This is a genomic window from Sodalis sp. RH15 (assembly GCF_047324255.1).
In the GTDB taxonomy this organism is placed as follows: Bacteria; Pseudomonadota; Gammaproteobacteria; order Enterobacterales; family Enterobacteriaceae; genus Acerihabitans; species Acerihabitans ligni.
The window spans coordinates 311,535-332,467 of record NZ_CP178738.1 but is presented as its reverse complement, the minus strand read 5'-3'; the positions used below and the strand labels follow the sequence as shown (position 1 = coordinate 332,467).

Sequence of the window (20,933 nt, the reverse complement as noted above, 5' to 3'; positions counted from 1 at the left end):
ATACCCTCTGGCGGTAAGATATACAGCCCGAATGCGGTAACAAGTGTCAATCTCATGGCCGCATTAGATACCGCTTATTATTGTCTGTGTCGAAATCTATTCCACGACGGGGAGGAGGTTGAAAAGTGGCAAAGGTTATCGAGAGCCGGCCCGGCCCGGCCAAAACGGCTTTTAACGGCCCCGGCGCGGCCTTTTACCGGCAGGCGGCAGGATGATCCGGCCCTTTCAATCCGCGGATATGCCGCCCCTGCTGGACCTCTGGCTGGAGAGCACTATCCGGGCGCATCCCTTTATCCACAGCGATTATTGGGTGGAGAGCCTGCCCTTGGTGCGGGATGAGTATCTGCCGCAATCCGTAAGCTGGGTGGATGAACGCGGCGGCAGACTTACCGGTTTTATCAGCGTGCTGATGGATCAATTCATCGGCGCGATCTTTGTATCCCCGGCTTATTATCGCCAGGGTATCGGCAGCGCGCTGATGGAAAAGGCCAAACAGCATTATCCGGTGCTGTCATTGGAAGTATACCGATTGAACCGTCCGGCGCGCGCCTTTTATTACCGGCAGGGCTTTCGGGAAATCGGCAGCGCTTTCAGCGTTGAAACCGGCCATCGCATATTGACGCTGCAATGGCGTGAAGACTGAATGATTGTCCCGCTCATGGATGAGCTGAGTAACAAAACCAACACAGCTGTAATTTGAAAGATGACGGGTATGCTGGCGCGAATCCCGCCGATCCCGCATTATAACGGATCCATTGGATAAGCGTTTTTTTTATACCGGGAGAGTTGAGCATTGAACCGCAAGAAGGGCTCCTTCGCGCCGGCACGCGCCACCATCAGCGATGTTGCCAAGGCCGCGAACAGCGGCAAAACCAGCGTATCCCGTTACCTGAACGGTGAGTATCACCGGCTTTCCGACGATATGAAACAGCGTATCGAAGCGGCCATTATCCAATTGAATTATCGTCCCAGCCAGATGGCCCGCAGTCTTAAAGGCGGCCAGACCGGGCTTGTCGGCCTGATTATCGCCGATATCACCAATCCCTACTCCGTCGAGGTGATGCGCGGCATAGAGGCCGCCTGTCGCCAGCACGGCTTCACCCTGCTGGTATGCAACACCAATAATGAGGTTAATCAGGAACGCCATTATTTGCAGCTGCTCAACGGCTACCAGGTGGAAGGCATCGTGGTGAACGCCGTAGGGATGCATGAAGACGCTCTCGGCATGCTGCAGCAATCTTCCCTGCCGATGGTGCTGATTGATCGTAAAATTCCCGGTTTCTCCTGCGATGTGGTGGGGCTGGACAATCGTGAGGCGGCCATCCTCGCCACTGAGCATCTGATTCAGCAGGGATTTGAAGCCATCCTGTTTCTCAGCGAACCACTGGGCGCGGTAAATACCCGGATTGAACGTTTACAGGCGTTCCGCGATAGCATGGCGGCGCATCCCGACCTTGTGGCCGAGGAGGCGGAAAGCGCACTGGACGACAATGCCGCATTGGACACCATCCTGCAGAAGTTCAATCATCACCATCGCGGAATGCGCAAGGCCATATTATCGGCCAATGGCGCCTTGACGCTGCAAATCGCCCGCACCTTGCGTCGCCTGGATCTGCGCTGGGGCAGCGATATCGGCCTGCTTGGCTTCGATGAGCTGGCCTGGGCGGAACTGGCGGGGGTCGGCATCACCACGTTCCAACAGCCTACTTATCAAATCGGCTATGCCGCCCTCGAACAGCTGTTGAAACGGATCCAGGGCGCCGACGAGCCTATAAGCGAACAGGCGTTCAGCGGCAAGCTGATCGTACGCGGCTCAACCACTCGCTAGCGGGCAAAAGCGGGCTTTAATTCGTGATTATGATCATAAATTTTGCCTATCAAGCTTCTCAATGGAACCGGTCCCATCTAACGTTGAATCATAGCTGGGAAATGCAACCGCCGAGGAGTTAGGATGAAACACGATATTTTCGTGGTCACCGCCGCATATGGCAATGCTACCGTCTCGGCCCTGGGCGGCCAGCGCCCGCTATTGCCTATCATCGCCCAATCCGGCGCGGCCGGCGTGGAAATACGCCGGGAACTTCTGACCCAAACCGACCTGAAGCGCCTGCCGGAATTACGGCAGGCCATCGCCGGCTATGGATTACGCTGTTTTTATTCCGCGCCGGAAGCCCTGTTTACCCCTGACGGTTCGCTCAATACCCAGCTGCCGCGTTTATTTGCCGAAGCGAATCAACTTGGCGCCGAGCGGCTAAAATTATCATTAGGCCATTTTTCCGCCGCTGCCGATCTTACCCCTCTGGCGACATTCCCGGCGGGGCGACAAGTCGCGTTAACGGTGGAAAACGATCAGACCGAATGCGGAACGCTGGCTCCGCTGACGGCATTTTTCCAACGGTCGGCCGGCACAGGGCCTCCCATTAATATGACCTTTGATATGGGCAACTGGCATTGGGTCGGCCAGGGGGCGCTTGAGGCCGCCCGGATCCTGGCGGCCCATGTGGGTTATATACACGTCAAAACGGCGGTTGAAGCAAACGGCGGCTGGCGCGCCGTGCCCCCTGACGCCAGCGCGCAGAACTGGCGGCAGTTACTGGCCGCGCTGCCGGACAGCGTCCCGCGCGGTATTGAATTCCCGTTGCAAGGAGAAGATTTGGTCGCCGTTACCCGCCGTTTCGTCAGCTTGTTGCAATAAGCGCGGCGAATAGGCAATGACCCAAATGGAACCGATACCATACGGTCGTATTTACATTTTTTCGATGAGGGCAGCCGCCCCGCTTGCAATAAACCAGTAAACGATTGTCCGTGAATGGAATTGTCTACCTTACCTTACTAAGGAAACATGATGAGCATAGCGAAAATAGCACCAAAGCGCTGGTGGTATATTATGCCGATTGTCTTTATCAGTTACAGTCTGGCATATCTCGATCGGGCTAATTTCAGTTTCGCCTCCGCGGCAGGCATAAATGACGATCTGGGCATTACCAAAACCATTTCATCCCTTCTGGGGGCGTTGTTCTTCCTGGGTTATTTCTTTTTCCAGATACCGGGAGCCATCTATGCGGAACGACGCAGCGTAAAAAAGCTGATTTTCTGGTGCCTGCTGCTCTGGGGCGGCTGCGCCTCTCTGACCGGCATCGTCAGCAATATCCCGATGTTGATGGTGATTCGATTCGCGCTGGGGGTGGTTGAAGCCGCGGTCATGCCGGCGCTGCTGATTTATATCAGTAACTGGTTCACCAAATCCGAACGCTCACGGGCCAATACCTTCCTTATCCTCGGTAATCCGGTAACGGTACTGTGGATGTCGGTGTTATCCGGCTACCTGATTAACTCCTTCGGCTGGCGCGAAATGTTTATTCTCGAAGGCGCTCCCGCCATTATCTGGGCGTTCTGCTGGTGGTTTATGGTGCAGGATAAACCCGCTCAGGCAAAGTGGCTGTCCGAGAGTGAAAAGCAGGCTTTGCAACAGCAGCTGTTAAAAGAACAAGAGGGTATAAAAGCGGTTCATAATTACGCTGAGGCGTTTCGCTCCCGTAATGTCATTATTCTGAGTATTCAATATTTCGCCTGGAGCATCGGTGTTTACGGCTTCGTATTATGGCTGCCGTCCATTTTGCGCAACGGAATGGAGATGGGTATGGTTCAGGCCGGCTGGCTGTCGGCGGTGCCTTATCTGGCGGCCACTATCGCCATGATTCTCGTGTCATGGGCGTCGGATAAGCTGCAGAAAAGAAAAATCTTTGTTTGGCCGCTGCTTTTGATCGGCGCCTTGGCATTTTTGTCTTCCTATATGCTGGGCGCTCATCATTTCTGGGGCTCATATACATTATTGGTCATTGCGGGCGCCGCTATGTACGCCCCGTATGGTCCATTTTTCGCCATCGTGCCCGAAATGCTGCCGCGCAACGTTTCCGGCGGGGCAATGGCGCTTATCAATAGCATGGGAGCCCTCGGTTCGTTTGTCGGCTCCTGGGTGGTGGGATATCTTAACGGCGCCACCGGTTCGCCATCGGCATCCTATATGTTTATGGCCATAGCCCTGCTGGTTTCGGTATGGTTAACGCTGATAGTCAAACCGGCGCAGAATACGCAGCCGCAAACGGCCTAGCGGGGCGGCGGCTATTTCGTTCACCGGCAAAACTGTTATGCTGCTTTCTGTATACCCGAAGGGTATAAAACATATCGCTGAAAGGGGAAAGAGGATGAAACCTGTTGTTGTTGCCTATAAAACATTACCTGAAGATCTGCGTCAACGCTTGGATACGCATTTTGCGGTGACAGAGTTTGAGGGATTAAGCGAAGAAAATTGCAAAAAATATGCTCAGGTACTGCAGAAAGCGCAAGGAATCATCGGTTCAGGCGGCAAATTCGATAAGCAGCGATTGAACCTGCTGCCCAGCCTTAAGGTCGCCTCCACGATATCGGCGGGCTACGATCAATTCGACGTGGAAGAAATGAGCGCACGCGGTATCGCGCTGATGCATACCCCGGACGCCTTGACTGAAACGGTGGCCGATTTGATGATGGCGCTGGTATTGTCCACCGCACGCCGGGTGGTTGATTTGGCTGAACGCACCAAAGCCGGCAAATGGCGCGACAGCGTGGATCCCAGTTGGTATGGCATCGATGTCCACCACAAGACGCTGGGTATCATCGGCATGGGGCGCATTGGCATGGCCCTGGCGCAACGGGCCCACGGGGGATTTTCCATGCCGGTTTTATACAACGCGCGCCATCGGCATGAGCAGGCGGAGCAGCGATTCAACGCCGGCTATCGTGATGTAGACAGCCTGCTGGCAGAGTCCGATTTTGTTTGCATCACCTTGCCCCTGAACGAACAGACCCACCATTTGATCGGCCGCGACCAGCTGGCGAAAATGAAACCCAGCGCCATTTTGATTAACGCCGGACGCGGCCCGGTGGTGGACGAGGAAGCCCTCATCGACGCCCTGAAAAATCATCGTATCCATGCCGCCGGCCTGGATGTCTTTGAGCACGAACCCTTGCCTGCGGATTCCGCGCTGCTGCGTTTGCCAAATGTCGTGGCATTGCCCCATGTGGGTTCCGCCACCCATGAAACACGCTATGACATGGCGGCTACAGCGGTGGAAAATCTTATTACCGCCCTGACCGGCAAAGTGGAACGAAACTGCGTCAATCCGCAGGTTATCCAGTAATCCTGAACGGTCGGATATCGCAGGAAGACGCTTACCCGACCGCACTCAGACAGGGTTAAATCGCGAAGGAGCGCCATCCGGCCGTATTTTGAGTCTGAGTCTGCTTTATCGCTGCGAGGCGCCATCCGGCCGCATCCGCCCACGTTTGTGCCGCAACAAAACAATAACGGCTAACGAACTTCTCGCGAGAGCGTATGATATGCGCTGCCGCGGCATCCCTATGCCCGTGGGATGCGCAAGACCGGTCGCAGATTTTACCGCCGGCGAAAATTGACCTTTGCCGCTATGCAGGCATGTGCTTTACTTTTAACAGCGATATGAATGGAACCAACGCGTTTTGCAAGGACCTACTGAGCAAGGAACTATGATGACCAGCCGTCACGACTATATAAAAATCAGTACCTATATTTTGATGATTTTTTTTATTGCCATCATCATCCCGCTGCATTTATTCCCCTGCTTTGTCGCCGGTTTCCTGGCCTATGAAATCATTTTCGCCATGACACCCTGGTTTGAACGCCTTATCGGCGGTACCAGGGCGAGATGGCTGGTGGTCAGTATCATTGCCGCCGTCGTGGTAATCGTGTTGACCATCGCCATCGTCAGCCTGGTGAGCTTCCTGACCTCGAACATCCAGCGCGGCATTGATATAACGTCCGAAACGAACCGGATTTTTTCCGGCATCAAAAACCGCATCCCCGCCAGTTTCCCCGCTTTCCTGCCGGAAAGCGCCGAAGAGCTTAAAAACGAAGTGTTCGCGCTGGTGGAAAAAAACCTCATCACTATCAGGAACATGGGGCGCAGCTTTCTGCATGGCTTTATCACCATTCTGATTGGCTTGATTATCGGCGCCATCATTTCGTTGAACAAACCGTCCGGACGCACTACCTACTTTCGGGAACAACTGCTGCAGCGCATCCAGAATTTATCCAGCTCCTTTCGCAATATCGTGTTTGCGCAAATCAAGGTGTCTTTAGTCAATACTGTCCTCACGTCCATTTTGATCTTTGTTATCTTTCCCCTATTCAAAATTCATTTGCCGCTGTCCAAGACGCTGGTGGTGGCAACGTTTATTTTTGGTTTACTACCGATAATCGGGAACCTGATCTCAAATTTCATGTTTATCATCTCGGCGCTATCAATCTCCTTGCCGGTGGGCGGGGTGATGCTTTTGTACCTGATACTCATCCACAAGCTGGAGTATTTTCTCAACGCGGAGATCGTCGGTAACCGAATCCAGGCTAAATCCTGGGAGCTGCTATTGGCTATGCTGGTATTCGAAGCCGCTTTTGGATTGGAGGGACTGGTGGCTGCGCCTATCTATTACGCCTATCTTAAAACCGAGCTGCGCAGCCTGGACCTGATTTAACTTTTTTCGGCCGTTAAATAGTGGTTGCCTGGCGCAGCAAGGGCGGTATGGTATCACCACATCCCTCATCAACTTTTAACATATAAATAACATGGCCTTTTCGCTTTTCGGAACCAAATTCACCCGCCATTCGGGCATTGCCCAGCTCATGGACGATATGAACGACGGGCTGCGCACCCCTGGGGCGATTATGCTCGGAGGGGGCAATCCTGCGGCCATTCCGGCGATGGAAACATATTTTCATGATCTTTGCCGGTCCATGTTGGATGAAGGCACCCTAGGCGAAGCATTATGCAATTACGACGGTCCGCAGGGGAAAAACGTGTTGCTGACCGCGTTGGCGGCCTTGCTGCGCCAGGAGCTCGGCTGGGCGGTCAGCGAAAAAAATATTGCGCTGGCCAATGGCAGCCAGAGCGCTTTTTTCTATTTATTCAATCTTTTCGCGGGACGAGCGCAAGACGGCAGCCTGAAAAAGGTGCTGTTCCCGCTGGCGCCGGAATATCTGGGATATGCCGATGCCGGGTTGGAAGAAGATATGTTCGTTTCAACCAAGCCGAACATTGCCCGCTTGCCGGACGGCCAGTTTAAATACCATGTTGATTTCGAGCATCTGCAGGTGGGTGAGGATATTGGTCTGATTTGCGTTTCTCGCCCCACCAACCCCACCGGCAACGTGATTACAGACCAGGAGCTGCTGCGCCTGGATGAGCTGGCCCGACAGCACAATATTCCTTTATTAATCGACAATGCCTATGGACTGCCGTTCCCGGGTATTATCTTCAGCGAAGCCACGCCGCTGTGGAATTCCAATATCATTCTATGCATGAGTCTGTCTAAGCTGGGATTACCCGGCGTGCGCTGCGGTATTGTGATTGCCGATGAAGAGGTGATTTCCGCCATCAGCAATATGAACGGCATCATCAGCCTGGCCCCCGGCGGCCTTGGGCCGGCACTGGCCGCCGCCATGATCCGCCGTGGCGATCTGATGTCTTTGGCCACCGACGTCATTCGGCCTTTTTACCAGCGGCGCGTGACGCAGACTATCGCCACGCTGCGGCGCTATCTGCCGCCGGAGCGCTGCCTGATCCACAAACCGGAGGGGGCCATTTTTTTATGGCTGTGGTTCCAAAACCTGCCCATTACCACCGAGATGCTATATCAACGGCTGAAAATGCGCGGTGTATTAATGGTGCCGGGCCACTATTTTTTCCCCGGTCTTGAGCCGGACTGGCCCCATGCTCATCAATGCATGCGCATGAATTATGTCCCGGAGGCCGATAAAATCGAAAGGGGCATCGCCATTTTGGCGGAAGAAGTGGAGCGGGCGCACAGGGAAGCGGCCGCTGAATAATGTGTCGGTAATAGCGTCGTAGGATTGTCTTTAACGCAAAAACCGCGCCGCATCCCATCAAATAGCTCTTCGGATAGGATGTGGCGCAGTAGGTAATGTTATGCCCGCGGGCGGTTCAACCCTTGCACACCTGGGGCGTACAACGCGGTCGAATGTTTTATTGCCCGTCCGCCTGGTGTTCCAGCACCGGGGACCGTTCGCCGCTGCTGATGGCGATACGGCGGGGCTGCAAGGATTCGGGAACATGGCGTTCCAAATCGATATGCAATAAGCCGTTGGTAAATTCGGCGTGGGTTATGGACATATGTTCGGCCAGGGTAAAGCTCAGGGAGAAAGGCTTGCTGACCAGGCCATGATGGAGATATTCCACCTTCTTCTCCGACACCAGGGGTTTGCCGGCGATGCTTAAACGCGGGCCTTCAACCTCGATAGTCAGATCTTCCTGCCGGAACCCGGCCAATGCCAGCGAAATGCGATAATGGTTATCGTCGCTTTTTTCGATGTTATAGGGCGGGAAGCTAAAGTCATCCTGATTGCCCTGCATGCTGCTGGCTAATTTATCAAAACCGATCCACTGGCGTAATAGTGGAGAGAGATCATAGTTACGCATCATATTTACTCCTTCTTTGAAGCGAGATAATCTGTAATACCCTTTATCTTTAGGGTATATAGATAGGGTTAAGCTTGCCCCCGTTTTCGGCAGGCGGATGTTATTACATACTGTGGCTGCGGACTGCGGCCGGTTTACTTGATTTCAATACGGCGCGGTTTCAACGTTTCCGGAACCACACGCTCTAAATCGATATAGAGCAATCCATTTTCCAAATTTGCGCCTTTAATTTGGATATGTTCAGCTAATTGGAATTTACGTTCGAAATTGCGCTCGGCGATGCCTTGATACAAATAGTTGCGTTCCGTGGGCTCGTCCCCATGGGCGCCTTTGACCGTCAACAGGTTGTCATGGGCGGTAATATCGAGCTCATGTTCGGCAAAACCTGCTACAGCAATGGCGATGCGATATTGGTTTTCATTTACCAATTCCACATTATAGGGAGGATAACCGCCGTTACTTTGGGTCTGCCCGGATTCAAGCAGGTTGACCAGCCGATCAAAACCAATGGCCGAACGGTAGAGAGGTGATAAATCAAAATTACGCATGGTTAAAGCCTCCAGCAATCAGCGAGGTGGTAAACAACCTTCCGGATGGACAGGTCGGTGACCAAATACCCTTACGGCATATTTTTCCCGGCCACAACTATAAAATGGCGCCGGCCGTAATTTTTTCAAGGGGGAATACGAAAAAAATATCGCAGATTGAGGGAAATCAGATTGAGAAGAGTTTATTATAACTTACACTGAATAGGCCGTAGCAGCAGCATATTTACTCATTCCGACTAATGCGTAGCCATCAAATTATTATGACAAAAATGGATGCAGAGAAACTATGTTAAAACAGACATTGCTCTTTCTCACGGCAAGCTGCGCATTAATGGGCAGCACAGGGTGTTCAAGTGTGATGACCCATACCGGCCCCAACCAGGGTTATTATCCCGGAACCCGAGCCAGCATGGCAGTATTGGAAGATGACGATACTAATTGGAGCATGATCCCCTTTGCGGCAATTGATTTACCGTTTTCCGCAGTGCTCGACACCATGCTGCTGCCCTATGATTACCTGCGCCGAAACAGCGATAAACGCCTTGATTCACCCCGAGAACGCATGCTGCATGGCGCCTCCTCAGCCAACGCTGATAATCCCCCCGCCGCCAATTAGCCCGATTAGCCCGATTAGCCAGGGTAACGGCGAATTTTTTTATCCGCCGCCATCCCTTTCGCTGTCAGCACCAGGGACGCATTATCTTCACCGCCTGCTGCAAATCCTCATACATGCGCAGATAAACCTGATATTTCGCCTGGTGGAAAGCGGCTTGGCCGGCATCCGCTGCACATATTGATCCGGGCCGCACCAGCGCCTGGGCGGCCTCGGTCAAGGTGGGATAAGCTTGAGCGGCAACCGCCCCCAATAACGCGGCCCCCAGCGTCACCACATCGTCTTCCGCCGACAACGCTATATCGCAACCGGTGACATTGGCATACTCACGCAGCCACAGGGGATTCTTTGTCGCACCGCCGCATATCATCAACCGGGTAATGTGATGACCGGCCTGATTCATGGCATCGATAATATGGCGGGTACCATAGGCAATGGACTGAAGCGTGGCGAGATAGAGCCGGGCCAGGGCATCCGGTCCCTCTTCAAGGGTAAGGCCGATAACCGCGCCGCGGGCATGGGGGTTGGCGCGGGGGGAACGGTTGCCGTAGTGATCCGCCAACACATGCAGCTGCCGGGTGGGCAGGGGTTCCCGCTGTTCCAGAGCGGCCACCCATCGATTAAGCAGGGTATATTCATTGCAGTGTTCCAGCGCCGCTTGCTGCTGCAGGAGCGGCCAGGCGGCATGTTGCCGCAGCGTCCAGTCCACCAGGGCCCCGGCGGCGCTTTGCCCCCCCTCGCTAAGCCACCAATCCGGCAACATCGCGCCCCAATACGGTCCCCAGACACCGGGAACGTGTATCTCTTTTTGATTTACCAGCATATGGCAGTTAGACGTACCGCTGATAATCGCCAGCGTCCCTTCGGGACGTGAGCTCACCAGCGCCAGGCCGCCGGCATGGGCATCTATAATGCCGCCGGCCACGATAACAGCGGTTGTCAGGCCGCATTGGCTTGCCGCCGTTTCGCTCAGGGTGCCTGCCGGTCGGCCCAGTTCAAGGATGGTTGACGGCACTTTTTCCAATAAATCCGTTAATCCGACGGCCTGTAAAAGCGATGTGCTAAAGCGGTGCTCATGGGCCAGATAGTTCCATTTGCAGGTCAGGGTGCACACACTGGCAACATCGGCGCCGGTGGCGCGCCATACCAGGAAATCAGCCAAATCAAACAGGCGCCGGGCGCGCTGGTATCGATCGGGGAAATGCCGCTTAAGCCATAATACTTTCGGCAGCTCCATTTCAACGCTCACCTCTCCGCCCACGTAGGCAAGCGCTTCATCGCCGGTGGCATTAATTGCCTGAGCTTCCTCTACCGCCCGATGATCCATCCACATGACGATATCGCGCTCGGCTTCCCCGCCTTCAGATACGGAAATACCTTGCCCACTGCCATCCACCATCACCAGCGAGCAGGTGGCGTCAAAGCCCAGCGAAACCACCGAGTCCGGCGCTACCCCGGCCTCTTTTACCGCCTCTTTGATGGCCTCACAGGCCTGAGACCAGATTTGCCGTGATGATTGCTCCACCACGCCCGGGCGCGGGTGATATTGTTGAATCGGGCGCACAGCAAAAGCCAGCCGCTGACCCTGCCCGTCAAAAATGCCCGCGCGGACGCTGGCGGATCCCACATCCACGCCGATAAAACATGGGTTTTTCATAGATTTCTCCATAACTACCACGAGTTAGCATTCTAACTAAAGAGCATGATGAACAACAAAATATTTAACAAAAAACTGTGAGATGGATCTAGCATACCCGCTATTGATGGAATCTTTATTGAAAAAAAATTTATATATTCTGTGTTATATTTTTTAACCTTAAAAAGGAAGAAATTTGCTGGCAATTAATTCATTAAAAATAGTTATTTTACCTTATTTAAGTTAAGACTTATTATAACAATTAAACAGTATAATAACATTATGGAGATAAATAAAAATGAACACTATAGGTTCCCTTGCCGGTTGGGAAAAAACTCATGGGGAAAGTTACGATGTCAGTTTTAATGGCAATTATGTTAAGCTGAAGATGGGACTCAAAGAAGCTTACAATGTAGATATGAAATCCCATGAAACGCACCAGCATCAAGGTGGGAGCAGCGAAAAACATACAAAAAACATATATATTTTTAGCTTGGTTCAGTCAAACCGTTCTGAACAAGAGTTATCAAAAAAAGAGGATAACCTTCCTCTTGATTTATCCATAGCAAGAAAAAACGACCATTGTTGTGGTGAAGATAACAAACCTTCCTCATCATTTCAGATTGAAAAAGCAAAAGATTTATTACTTCAAACGCAACATGGCATTAAACTTAAAAAAAATAATAAGCCGCATCACCGCTGTATTGCCAGCCATAAAGCAAGAAGCCGTGATGAACAGTGTTCTATCGTACTTGAGGCTTGCCACCCATATTCTAACTGTAGCAGGGTGGCTAAAATACACGACATTCCGCATCAATATATATTTGCATGGTGTAAAAAGCATTTTTCCATGTCCATCACAGAGTTAAAAAAAATTCTGGAATATATTTATCAAAATCCTTCAGCTAATAAAACTCCCTTTTTGGCACTGGATACCATAATTCATTCTTATGAGTTAAAAAAAAAGAGAAAAACTTTTACTACATTAGAAAAAGAAAAGATTGTCCAGGAAGCTTGCGGCATTAAAAAGCCTGTATATGAGGTCGCCAAACATTACAATATTTGTTGTACTAACATTCACCGCTGGTGTAGAGAAATACACAACATGACTTTAGAAAATTATAGAAAAAATAGGTTATAAATCCGAGACTGACAAAGAAAAAAAATACCGAATAATTATGGTTAGGAACCTTTATGGACAAGGCCAAACACATATTAATAATTAGGTGCATATAATGAAGGAGAACAATCAATATGAACAATATTCTTATATCGTCCTCGGCTGAATGCTATCAAATAATAGGTTCGAATTTTAAACTAACTTAAAAGTGTGCGGAGAAAAATTCATTTCAATTAATGCAACCAATAATAATTTCGCGCCGTATAAAGTGAGTTGCCCGGCAATAAGTTAAAAAAGTACAGCGAAGTATAAAATACCTGTTTACATCATCTATAAATGGTGTCAAATAATATATAAGGTAACGCTAAGTGAACAGAGAATAAGACTGAGTCTGACTTCCCCAAAATGACCATAACCTTTATGTCATAACGGTGGAAGCCTTGGTTATTTGAGATTTACGCGTTAACCGGCACATCCTGAGATTTGTGGCATAGCATTCAGGCACCTCTTCGCCATGTTTCATCCCCCTTTCTCTAGGGGACGCCGCTCTGAGTGTCGTTTTCGCGTCAAGCCCCAATGCTAGCGGGAATTCAGTACAAATTTCTCGATTGCCACCGCAACGCCGTCTTCCAGATTGCTTTTGGTCACGAACTGGCTGGCGGCTTTTACTTCATCAATGCCATTCCCCATCGCCACGCCAATGCCGGCATACTTAATCATTGCTAAATCATTCGCCTGATCTCCGATCGTCATTACCTCATCAGCCGTGATATGCAGATGCTCCGCCAATGCCTTGACTCCCTCGCCTTTATTCGCCTCTTTGCGCAACAATTCCAGGTAATATTCGGCGCTTTTCATAATGGTATATCTGTCAAAGGCTTCCTGCGGGATCTGGCTGATGGCGTGGTCCAAAATAGCCGGCTCATCAACCATCATCACTTTAGGAAACCGAAGACCCCGGTCCATTTCATCTACCCGGCGGAATTTTAACGGCATACCGGTCAGAAAAGCTTCAAAAACGGTATAGCGGCCGATATCCCGATTTGCCGTATAGAGTGTAGAGAAAGTCAGCGCATGAAAATGCACACCAAGCTGCCGTGACAACGCCTCGAAATAAAGATAATCGTCAAAATCGAGGGTAATTTCCGATACGCGATCGCCGTTAACCGTCCGCTGGACCAGCGCGCCGTTATTGGTAATGCAGTAATGCCCTTCCTGTTGTAAATCCAGCTCAAGCAGGTAGCGCTGTATGCCGATAAAGGGCCGGCCGGTGGCCAAGACAACATAGACACCCTTATCCCGCGCTGCGCTTATGGCGCGTTTAACCGCGGGGGTTATCTCATGCTTATGATTTAACAGGGTCCCGTCCATATCTATTGCTATAAGTTTTATCGTCATTGCACCCTCTTTAGGCGGTGGCGGAAAGCCAGAATAAGTCGCCATTCCGTCATCACTCAATCATCATACTAAACCAACCGATAATAGCGCAAATCCACCGCTTACGGTGAATGTTTCGTGTTGATTCCGGTTTGCAGGCATCCCTGAAGGTAAATATGCTCACAGATTGCGTTGCCGGTAATTAGACTGAAAGATATTTCAATGGGCTCATGATTTTATCCTTGAATATTAAAGATACATCAGACTATTAAATTAATATTGATTTAACCCATTATTATGAAATATTTCTAACCTTCTTTCGTTAGACTTCTTATGCGGATAATTTATTATTGATTGCCGTCATTGAGTGACATAAAAAGTAGCAAACCCAAAGGAAGGGAATATATGAAAACAAAATCACTGGTGAAGATTAAACCGGAAAATGGAAAGCTGCGCGTCGAAGTATGGCTATTCGAGCCAAGGGCTATCACGTGTTATATCATCGAGGGCACTCTTTTTCGAACGATGACGAGATCGCGAGTTGTTCATTGATACTAATTCATTTGATATTTTATTAGTTATAATTAAATTATATTATTATCTAAGGAAACGCCGCGCCAAATAATGGCGCGGCAGTTACCGTTGTCGTTCCATTTAAAGTGACTTGCCCCTAACTCGACAACGTTGACATTATATAAGAAGTTGAGTAGACGTGTAAATATCCGAACTAGCAAAACACAACTATAAAAATAGTAAACAAATAATAGAGATTATATATACTTATATTATATAAATTCAAATGATTCATAACCATAAATTGAAAAGAAAGGCAGCCAACGGCCGCCTTTTTTGTTTTCAGCGCCAATCAAAAGCTGACCGCCGCTATCGATAAACGTTAAATATCGATATTAGCCGCTTTCAACGCATTCTCTTCAATGAAGGCGCGCCGCGGTTCCACCGCATCACCCATCAGGGTGGTAAATAGCTGATCGGCGGCAATAGCGTCTTTGACGGTCACCCGCAGCATGCGGCGGCTTTCCGGATCCATGGTGGTTTCCCACAGCTGCTCCGGATTCATTTCACCCAGCCCTTTATAACGTTGTATGGCCAGACCGCGCCGTGACTCTTTTACCAGCCAGTCCAATGCCTGCTCAAAGGTGGTAACCGGCAGGCGCCGTTCACCCCGCTCCACAAAAGCGTCCGATTCTATCAGGCCGCGCAGTTTTTCACCCAACGAGCAAAGCTTGCGATATTCGCCGCCGTGAACAAACTCGAAATCCATCACATAATCGGTATCCACGCCATGGGTACGAATCTTCAGCACCGCCTCGTACAGCTGGCGTTCACGGTTTTCGCGCACGGTATAGCTATAGCTGCTGCCATGTTTTTCGTTCTGATTGAGATCGTTCACCAAGGCGCCGATCCAACTTGCCACATGCTCTTGGTTCGCCAGATCCGGCTCATGGAGCGTCGGCTGATAGATCAAATGATTCAACAAGGCGCGCGGATAACGACGCTCCATACGGCCAATCATCTTTTGCACCGCATAATGCTCGGCAACCAGTTTCTCCAGCGGCTCGCCGGCCAATGCCGGGGCATGCTCGTTGGGATGAACCGCGGCACCGTCCATCGCCAGCGATATCTGATATTGATCCATGGCATCATCATCCTTGATGTACTGCTCTTGCTTGCCTTTCTTCACCTTGTATAGCGGCGGCTGGGCGATGAAGACATGACCGCGTTCTATCACCTCGGGCATTTGGCGATAAAAGAAGGTCAGCAGCAGGGTGCGGATATGGGAACCATCCACATCGGCATCGGTCATGATGATGATATTGTGATAACGCAGTTTATCGGGATTGTATTCATCCCGGCCGATACCGCAGCCCAGCGCGGTAATCAGCGTCGCCACTTCCTGAGAAGAGAGCATCTTGTCAAAACGCGCTTTCTCCACATTAAGGATTTTCCCTTTCAGCGGCAAAATCGCCTGATTTTTACGGTTCCGGCCCTGTTTGGCCGAACCGCCCGCCGAGTCCCCTTCCACCAGATAAAGTTCTGACAGCGCCGGATCCCGCTCCTGACAGTCCGCCAGCTTGCCCGGCAACCCCGCCAAATCCAATGCCCCTTTACGCCGGGTCATTTCCCGCGCTTTGCGCGCCGCTTCACGGGCGCGGGCGGCATCTATAATCTTGCCCACCACGATCTTGGCATCGGTGGGGTTTTCCAGCAGATAGGCCACCAGCCGCTCATTCATCTGCGTCTCCACCGCGGTTTTCACCTCGGAGGAAACCAGCTTGTCCTTGGTCTGGGAGGAGAATTTCGGGTCCGGCACTTTTACCGACACCACGGCTATCAATCCTTCACGGGCGTCATCGCCGGTGGCGCTGACCTTCGCTTTTTTGCTGTAACCCTCTTTGTCCATATAGGAGTTCAGGGTACGGGTCATTGCGGCACGGAATCCCACCAAATGCGTACCGCCATCGCGCTGGGGAATATTGTTAGTGAAGCAATAAATATTTTCCTGGAAGCCGTCATTCCACTGCAGGGCGACTTCCACGCCGATACCGTCTTTTTCCGTGGAAAAATAGAATACAGTAGGATGAATCGGCGTCTTGTTTTTATTCAGGTATTCAACAAAGGCTTTGATACCGCCTTGATAATGAAAAAGATCTTCTTTATCGGTCCGTTTATCCACCAAACGGATGGCCACGCCGGAATTGAGGAAAGACAATTCCCGCAGGCGCTTGGCCAGTATTTCATACTGGAATTCGGTATTGTTGGTGAACGTCTCCAGGCTCGGCCAGAAACGCACGGTGGTCCCGGTTTGATCGGTTTCGCCGACGATGGCCAGCGGGGCCTGCGGTATGCCGCCTTTATAGGTCTGCTCATGGACTTTGCCTTCGCGGCGAACCACCAGTTCCAGCTTTTCCGACAAGGCATTGACGACCGATACGCCCACGCCGTGCAAACCGCCGGACACCTTATAGGAATTGTCATCGAACTTACCGCCGGCGTGAAGCACGGTCATGATGACTTCAACGGCGGAGATACCTTCTTCCTCATGGATGCCGGTGGGAATACCGCGCCCGTCATCCTGAACCGATACAGAGTTATCTTCATGAATGATAACGACAATTTCTTTACAATAGCCGGCGAGGGCTTCGTCGATAGCGTTGTCCACAACCTCGAATACCATATGGTGCAGACCGGTGCCGTCATCCGTATCACCGATATACATTCCCGGACGTTTACGCACTGCGTCCAGTCCCTTGAGTACTTTGATACTTGAGGAGTCATAAGAATTCGACATCAACGTTTCTCGCTCATTTTAAACTTCGGATTGAATACGTATTTTACCTTGTTCCACCAGGAACATCCTGCCCTTTTCATCCGTAATATCACGGATTTGTTCAGCGCTCAGCGCGCTGACGAAAACCTGGGCCCGGGTGGCTTTCAAGCGCTCCGCCAGCAGCCTGCGGCGGCCGGCGTCCAGCTCTGAGGCAAAGTCATCTATCAAATAGAGGCACTGTCTACCGCTCTGGCGGGTCAGAAACTCGCCTTGCGCCAAGCGCAAGGCGCACATCAATAATTTCAATTGGCCGCGGGACAGCAAATCCTCAACCGGGACTCCCTCGGCGCGGATGCGAAAATCCGCCTTGTGCGGGCCGGAAGCAGTATATGTCAATGCCCGATCGCGCTCAAACTGCCGTTCCAGCAGATCGCCGTAGTCACTTTCGCGATCCCAGCCGCGCTGAAAACTGAAGTCCAGTTGGAACTCCGGTAAAAACAAGGCGCAGGTCGCAGTGATATCCACCGCTATCGCTTCGCTGTACAGGGCCCGCCAGCGGCTTATCAGCGCCGCCAGGGGGATCAATTCCTGATCCCAGGCGCGCAGCTGCGCATAACGGCTTACCTGGCGTAAAGCCGCATTTCGCTGTTTGAGCAAACGCTTCAGGTTACTCCAGGCGGTGAAAAAACCCGGCTCGTTATGAAAACACCCCCAGTCCATAAAGGCACGACGGTATTTCGGACCGCCGTTCAGCAGGGTGAATCCCTCCGGCGTAATGAGCTGCATAGGCAACAGCTGGGCGAGCTCAGCGACTTTATGCCCGTCGCTGCCATCAATGCGTACCCGGTTATCCCCCAGCCGGTTTTTACTCAGACCCACCGACGTTTGCCGCGAGTCCGACCCCATCCCGTCTATCCGGCCATGCAGCATAAACTCCGGCTGCTCGTGACGAATAACGCGCCCCACCTGCAAGCTGCGGAATGCCCGGCCGTGTCCGAGGGTATAAATGGCTTCCAGGACGCTGGTTTTTCCGCTTCCGTTGGCACCGACCAAAAAATTGAAATCAGCGGCCGGGGCCAAATCGGCGGACTCGATATTACGAAAATCACGGATGAGAAGACGCGATAGGGCCATTCAGTCACACTACCTTACCACATCTCTAGAGACGCATCGGCATAACAACATAGGCCGCCGCCTGGCTGGCGCAGTCTTCGATTTGCACGCTCGACACCCCATCGGTCAGCAATAACCGGACCTGTTCACTTTTCAACGCGTTAAGCACATCCAGCACATAACTGACGTTAAAACCAATTTCCATTTCAGTGCCCTGATAGGAGACGTCCAGAATTTCCTCAGCCTCTTCCTGTTCAGGATTATTGGCGGTGATTTTCAGCTGATCGTTGCTCAGATACAGGCGCACGCCGCGGAATTTTTCATTGGACAGAATGGCCGCGCGGGCAAAAGCCTGCTTAAGCACATCACAACCGGCTTCCAGGGTCTTGTCCGGGTTTTTCGGCAGCACCCGGCGATAATCGGGAAAACGGCCGTCAACCAGTTTTGAGGTAAAGATATAATCACCGAGGCTGGCGCGGATATTATTGCTGCCGATTTGCAGCGTTAACGGCGTTTCGCCGCCATCCAGCATCCTCACCAGCTCCATCACCCCTTTACGAGGCACGATCACCGAATGGGTCGGCAGCGCCTGTCCCACCGGCATGGAACATACCGCCAGGCGATGCCCGTCGGTGGCGACGGTACGTAGCTCTTCGCCCTCGGTCTCGAACAGCATGCCGTTCAGATAGTATCGCACGTCCTGATGCGCCATGGAGAACTGGGTGGATTCAATCAACCGTTTCAGCGTGGCTTGGGGCAAGGTGAATTCAACCTCGCTTTGCCAGTCATCAAGATTGGGGAAATCGGTGGCGGGCAGGGTGGACAGGGAAAAACGGCTGCGTCCTGACCGGATCAGCATGCGTTCGTTTTCCTGCGTCACGGTAATTTCCGCCCCATCGGGCAAACCACGGCAAATATCGAAGAATTTGCGCGCGGGCACGGTGGTGGCGCCGGGCTCATGGGGTTGGGACAGGGCGACTTGCGCCACCATTTCCATCTCCAGATCGGTACCGGTCAGCGATAGCCGATCTTCCGCCACCTGCAACAATAAGTTGCCCAGGATCGGTAGGGTGGGTCGCCCGCCTAACGGGCTGCTAACCTGTTGCAGAGGTTTAAGCAGATGCTCGCGTTCAACGATAAATTTCATAGTTAGGAAGATAATGTTCTGATTAAGTTGGAGAAATCTTCTTTTATATCGTGACTTTCTTCACGCAACTGCTCGATCTTGCGGCAGGCGTGCAACACGGTAGTATGATCGCGCCCGCCGAAAGCGTCGCCGATCTCCGGCAGGCTATGATTGGTCAATTCTTTCGACAGCGCCATAGCCATTTGCCTGGGCCGCGCCACCGAACGGGATCGCCGTTTCGACAGCAGATCGGCCACTTTGATTTTATAATATTCCGCCACGGTTTTCTGGATATTATCGATGGTGACGAGTTTTTCCTGCAGGGCCAGCAAATCCCGCAGCGCTTCGCGCACAAAATCAATGGTAATGGCCCGGCCGGTGAAATTAGCGTTGGCAATGACCCGATTCAACGCCCCTTCCAGTTCGCGAACATTGGAACGTAAGCGCTTGGCGATAAAAAACGCCACTTCTCCCGGCAGCCGGATGTCGTTTTCATCGGCTTTTTTCATCAGAATGGCCACGCGGGTTTCCAGCTCAGGCGGCTCGATGGCCACCGTCAGGCCCCAGCCGAAACGCGACTTCAAACGATCTTCCACGCCGTTAATCTCTTTGGGATAGCGATCGGACGTCAGAATGATCTGCTGGTTGCCTTCCAGCAAGGCATTGAAGGTATGGAAAAACTCTTCCTGCGAACGCTCTTTATTGGCAAAAAACTGAATATCATCAATAAGAAGGGCGTCCACGGAGCGATAATAGCGTTTAAACTCCTCGATAGCGTTATTCTGCAGCGCTTTCACCATATCCTGCACAAAGCGCTCGGAATGCATATAGACCACCTTGGCATTGGCTTTACGGGCCATAATGCCGTTGCCCACCGCATGCAGCAGATGCGTTTTACCCAGGCCCGTCCCGCCGTACAGAAACAGCGGGTTGTAAGCGCCGCCGGGATTGTCCGCCACCTGCCGCGCCGCCGCGCGCGCCAGCTGGTTGGATTTCCCTTCGACAAAGTTATCGAAATTGTGCTTGGGATTGACATTCGAACGATATGACAGCTCCGGCTGCACCGGCGAACTGTCCCAGCTTGGCCGCATGGGCCTGGGACGGGCCGCCTGCACCGGCGCCTCATTGACATGGTTCACCGGCTGCGGATTGACCACCACCGATAACGGCGGCTTGCTTCCCACTTCAAATCGCAGCAAAGGCGCATCGGTACCGCAAAAATCATTTAACAACCCATTGATGTTATTCAAATACTTATCGCGCACCCAGTCCAGGACAAATCGGTTGGGGGCGTACAATGCCAGAGTGTTGTCACTCAGTTCCGCCTGAAGAGGGCGTATCCACATACTGAATTCTGTGGCAGGTAACTCATCCTGTAGTCGGGCAAGACATTGCTGCCAAAGCGAAAGTGACACGGCGGACTCCAATCGAACAAGATCAACAAAGGAAAAGAACAAAACTGTATGATTCAGGATCATCTTTTTGACACGGGTTACCGCGATGGCAATCCGCGAACCGCCTTAAACGGTTTACCGCAACGAAACCCCTTGAGGATCCCGTCAGGGGACTGCGGATCATAACGCAAAGCGCGCCAGAGATCC

General features: G+C 51.9%; 17 protein-coding genes. 9 read left to right on the top strand and 8 right to left on the bottom strand.

All coding sequences use genetic code 11. From position 1 onward, the window contains the following. Positions 1-211: 211 nt before the first annotated feature. The 7 genes from ACL2XO_RS01535 to ACL2XO_RS01505 all read left to right on the top strand — a co-directional run bounded on the left by ACL2XO_RS01535 (position 212) and on the right by ACL2XO_RS01505 (position 7,900). Positions 212-643 (top strand): N-acetyltransferase, encoded by a 432-nt coding sequence (locus tag ACL2XO_RS01535; protein ID WP_413742044.1) that lies wholly within the window; start codon positions 212-214, stop codon positions 641-643. 150 nt (positions 644-793) lie between these two features. After that, the gene (locus ACL2XO_RS01530) at positions 794-1,828 is read left to right on the top strand and encodes a LacI family DNA-binding transcriptional regulator (protein WP_413742043.1); all 1,035 of its coding nucleotides are present in this window, start codon (positions 794-796) and stop codon (positions 1,826-1,828) included. Positions 1,829-1,951: 123 nt separating this feature from the next. Continuing rightward, on the top strand, positions 1,952-2,695 hold the full coding sequence (locus tag ACL2XO_RS01525) for a sugar phosphate isomerase/epimerase family protein (RefSeq protein ID WP_413742042.1): 744 nt from the start codon (positions 1,952-1,954) through the stop codon (positions 2,693-2,695). Positions 2,696-2,845: 150 nt separating this feature from the next. Further along, entirely contained in the window at positions 2,846-4,111 is a 1,266-nt protein-coding gene (locus ACL2XO_RS01520) for an MFS transporter (protein WP_413726867.1), read from the top strand. Positions 4,112-4,205: 94 nt separating this feature from the next. Next, the gene (ghrB, locus tag ACL2XO_RS01515; RefSeq protein ID WP_203524275.1) at positions 4,206-5,180 is read left to right on the top strand and encodes a glyoxylate/hydroxypyruvate reductase GhrB; all 975 of its coding nucleotides are present in this window, start codon (positions 4,206-4,208) and stop codon (positions 5,178-5,180) included. A gap of 367 nt (positions 5,181-5,547) precedes the next feature. Next, entirely contained in the window at positions 5,548-6,549 is a 1,002-nt protein-coding gene (locus ACL2XO_RS01510) for an AI-2E family transporter (protein WP_132927929.1), read from the top strand. Positions 6,550-6,640: 91 nt separating this feature from the next. Beyond that, a complete protein-coding gene (locus ACL2XO_RS01505) occupies positions 6,641-7,900 on the top strand; it encodes a valine--pyruvate transaminase (RefSeq protein WP_132924054.1) in 1,260 nt (419 codons plus the stop codon). A gap of 157 nt (positions 7,901-8,057) precedes the next feature. Here ACL2XO_RS01505 and ibpB read toward each other — a convergent pair whose 3' ends face one another. Together ibpB and ibpA are read right to left on the bottom strand one after the other, a co-directional pair. Next, complete coding sequence (gene ibpB, locus ACL2XO_RS01500; RefSeq protein WP_132927930.1) at positions 8,058-8,510, bottom strand: small heat shock chaperone IbpB; 453 nt, start codon at positions 8,508-8,510, stop codon at positions 8,058-8,060. 134 nt (positions 8,511-8,644) lie between these two features. Beyond that, positions 8,645-9,058, bottom strand: a complete 414-nt coding sequence (gene ibpA / locus ACL2XO_RS01495) for a small heat shock chaperone IbpA (protein WP_132924055.1) — start codon at positions 9,056-9,058, stop codon at positions 8,645-8,647. 286 nt (positions 9,059-9,344) lie between these two features. On the opposite strand from ibpA, the gene ACL2XO_RS01490 reads away from it, so the two are divergent. Continuing rightward, positions 9,345-9,674, top strand: a complete 330-nt coding sequence (locus ACL2XO_RS01490; protein ID WP_132924056.1) for a YceK/YidQ family lipoprotein — start codon at positions 9,345-9,347, stop codon at positions 9,672-9,674. Positions 9,675-9,738: 64 nt separating this feature from the next. On the opposite strand, the gene ACL2XO_RS01485 is transcribed toward ACL2XO_RS01490, so the two are convergent. After that, positions 9,739-11,328 carry an FGGY-family carbohydrate kinase gene (locus tag ACL2XO_RS01485; RefSeq protein WP_413742041.1) on the bottom strand — a complete coding sequence of 530 codons (1,590 nt, stop codon included), beginning with the start codon at positions 11,326-11,328 and terminating at the stop codon, positions 9,739-9,741. 277 nt (positions 11,329-11,605) lie between these two features. Between ACL2XO_RS01485 and ACL2XO_RS01480 the strand changes: the two genes are divergently transcribed. After that, positions 11,606-12,448: a transposase gene (locus ACL2XO_RS01480; RefSeq protein WP_413742040.1), complete on the top strand. Its 843-nt coding sequence runs from the start codon at positions 11,606-11,608 to the stop codon at positions 12,446-12,448. 558 nt (positions 12,449-13,006) lie between these two features. On the opposite strand, the gene yidA is transcribed toward ACL2XO_RS01480, so the two are convergent. The 5 genes from yidA to dnaA all read right to left on the bottom strand — a co-directional run bounded on the left by yidA (position 13,007) and on the right by dnaA (position 20,747). Further along, entirely contained in the window at positions 13,007-13,825 is an 819-nt protein-coding gene (gene yidA / locus ACL2XO_RS01475) for a sugar-phosphatase (protein WP_413726185.1), read from the bottom strand. Between the two features lie 874 nt (positions 13,826-14,699). After that, on the bottom strand, positions 14,700-17,114 hold the full coding sequence (gyrB, locus tag ACL2XO_RS01470; protein ID WP_132924060.1) for a DNA topoisomerase (ATP-hydrolyzing) subunit B: 2,415 nt from the start codon (positions 17,112-17,114) through the stop codon (positions 14,700-14,702). Between the two features lie 18 nt (positions 17,115-17,132). Further along, a complete protein-coding gene (gene recF / locus ACL2XO_RS01465; RefSeq protein WP_132924061.1) occupies positions 17,133-18,227 on the bottom strand; it encodes a DNA replication/repair protein RecF in 1,095 nt (364 codons plus the stop codon). A 25-nt stretch (positions 18,228-18,252) separates the two neighbouring features. Beyond that, the gene (dnaN, locus tag ACL2XO_RS01460) at positions 18,253-19,353 is read right to left on the bottom strand and encodes a DNA polymerase III subunit beta (protein ID WP_132924062.1); all 1,101 of its coding nucleotides are present in this window, start codon (positions 19,351-19,353) and stop codon (positions 18,253-18,255) included. 2 nt (positions 19,354-19,355) lie between these two features. Next, entirely contained in the window at positions 19,356-20,747 is a 1,392-nt protein-coding gene (gene dnaA / locus ACL2XO_RS01455; RefSeq protein WP_132924063.1) for a chromosomal replication initiator protein DnaA, read from the bottom strand. Positions 20,748-20,933: the final 186 nt, after the last annotated feature.

Coding starts and splice junctions, on each gene's coding strand:
- ACL2XO_RS01535 (WP_413742044.1), top strand. CDS start 212: ATGATCCGGCCCTTTCAATCCGCGGATATGCCGCCCCTGCTGGACCTC.
- ACL2XO_RS01525 (WP_413742042.1), top strand. CDS start 1,952: ATGAAACACGATATTTTCGTGGTCACCGCCGCATATGGCAATGCTACC.
- ACL2XO_RS01520 (WP_413726867.1), top strand. CDS start 2,846: ATGAGCATAGCGAAAATAGCACCAAAGCGCTGGTGGTATATTATGCCG.
- ghrB (WP_203524275.1), top strand. CDS start 4,206: ATGAAACCTGTTGTTGTTGCCTATAAAACATTACCTGAAGATCTGCGT.
- ACL2XO_RS01510 (WP_132927929.1), top strand. CDS start 5,548: ATGACCAGCCGTCACGACTATATAAAAATCAGTACCTATATTTTGATG.
- ACL2XO_RS01505 (WP_132924054.1), top strand. CDS start 6,641: ATGGCCTTTTCGCTTTTCGGAACCAAATTCACCCGCCATTCGGGCATT.
- ibpB (WP_132927930.1), bottom strand. CDS start 8,510: ATGCGTAACTATGATCTCTCTCCACTATTACGCCAGTGGATCGGTTTT.
- ibpA (WP_132924055.1), bottom strand. CDS start 9,058: ATGCGTAATTTTGATTTATCACCTCTCTACCGTTCGGCCATTGGTTTT.
- ACL2XO_RS01490 (WP_132924056.1), top strand. CDS start 9,345: ATGTTAAAACAGACATTGCTCTTTCTCACGGCAAGCTGCGCATTAATG.
- ACL2XO_RS01485 (WP_413742041.1), bottom strand. CDS start 11,328: ATGAAAAACCCATGTTTTATCGGCGTGGATGTGGGATCCGCCAGCGTC.
- ACL2XO_RS01480 (WP_413742040.1), top strand. CDS start 11,606: ATGAACACTATAGGTTCCCTTGCCGGTTGGGAAAAAACTCATGGGGAA.
- yidA (WP_413726185.1), bottom strand. CDS start 13,825: ATGACGATAAAACTTATAGCAATAGATATGGACGGGACCCTGTTAAAT.
- gyrB (WP_132924060.1), bottom strand. CDS start 17,114: ATGTCGAATTCTTATGACTCCTCAAGTATCAAAGTACTCAAGGGACTG.
- recF (WP_132924061.1), bottom strand. CDS start 18,227: ATGGCCCTATCGCGTCTTCTCATCCGTGATTTTCGTAATATCGAGTCC.
- dnaN (WP_132924062.1), bottom strand. CDS start 19,353: ATGAAATTTATCGTTGAACGCGAGCATCTGCTTAAACCTCTGCAACAG.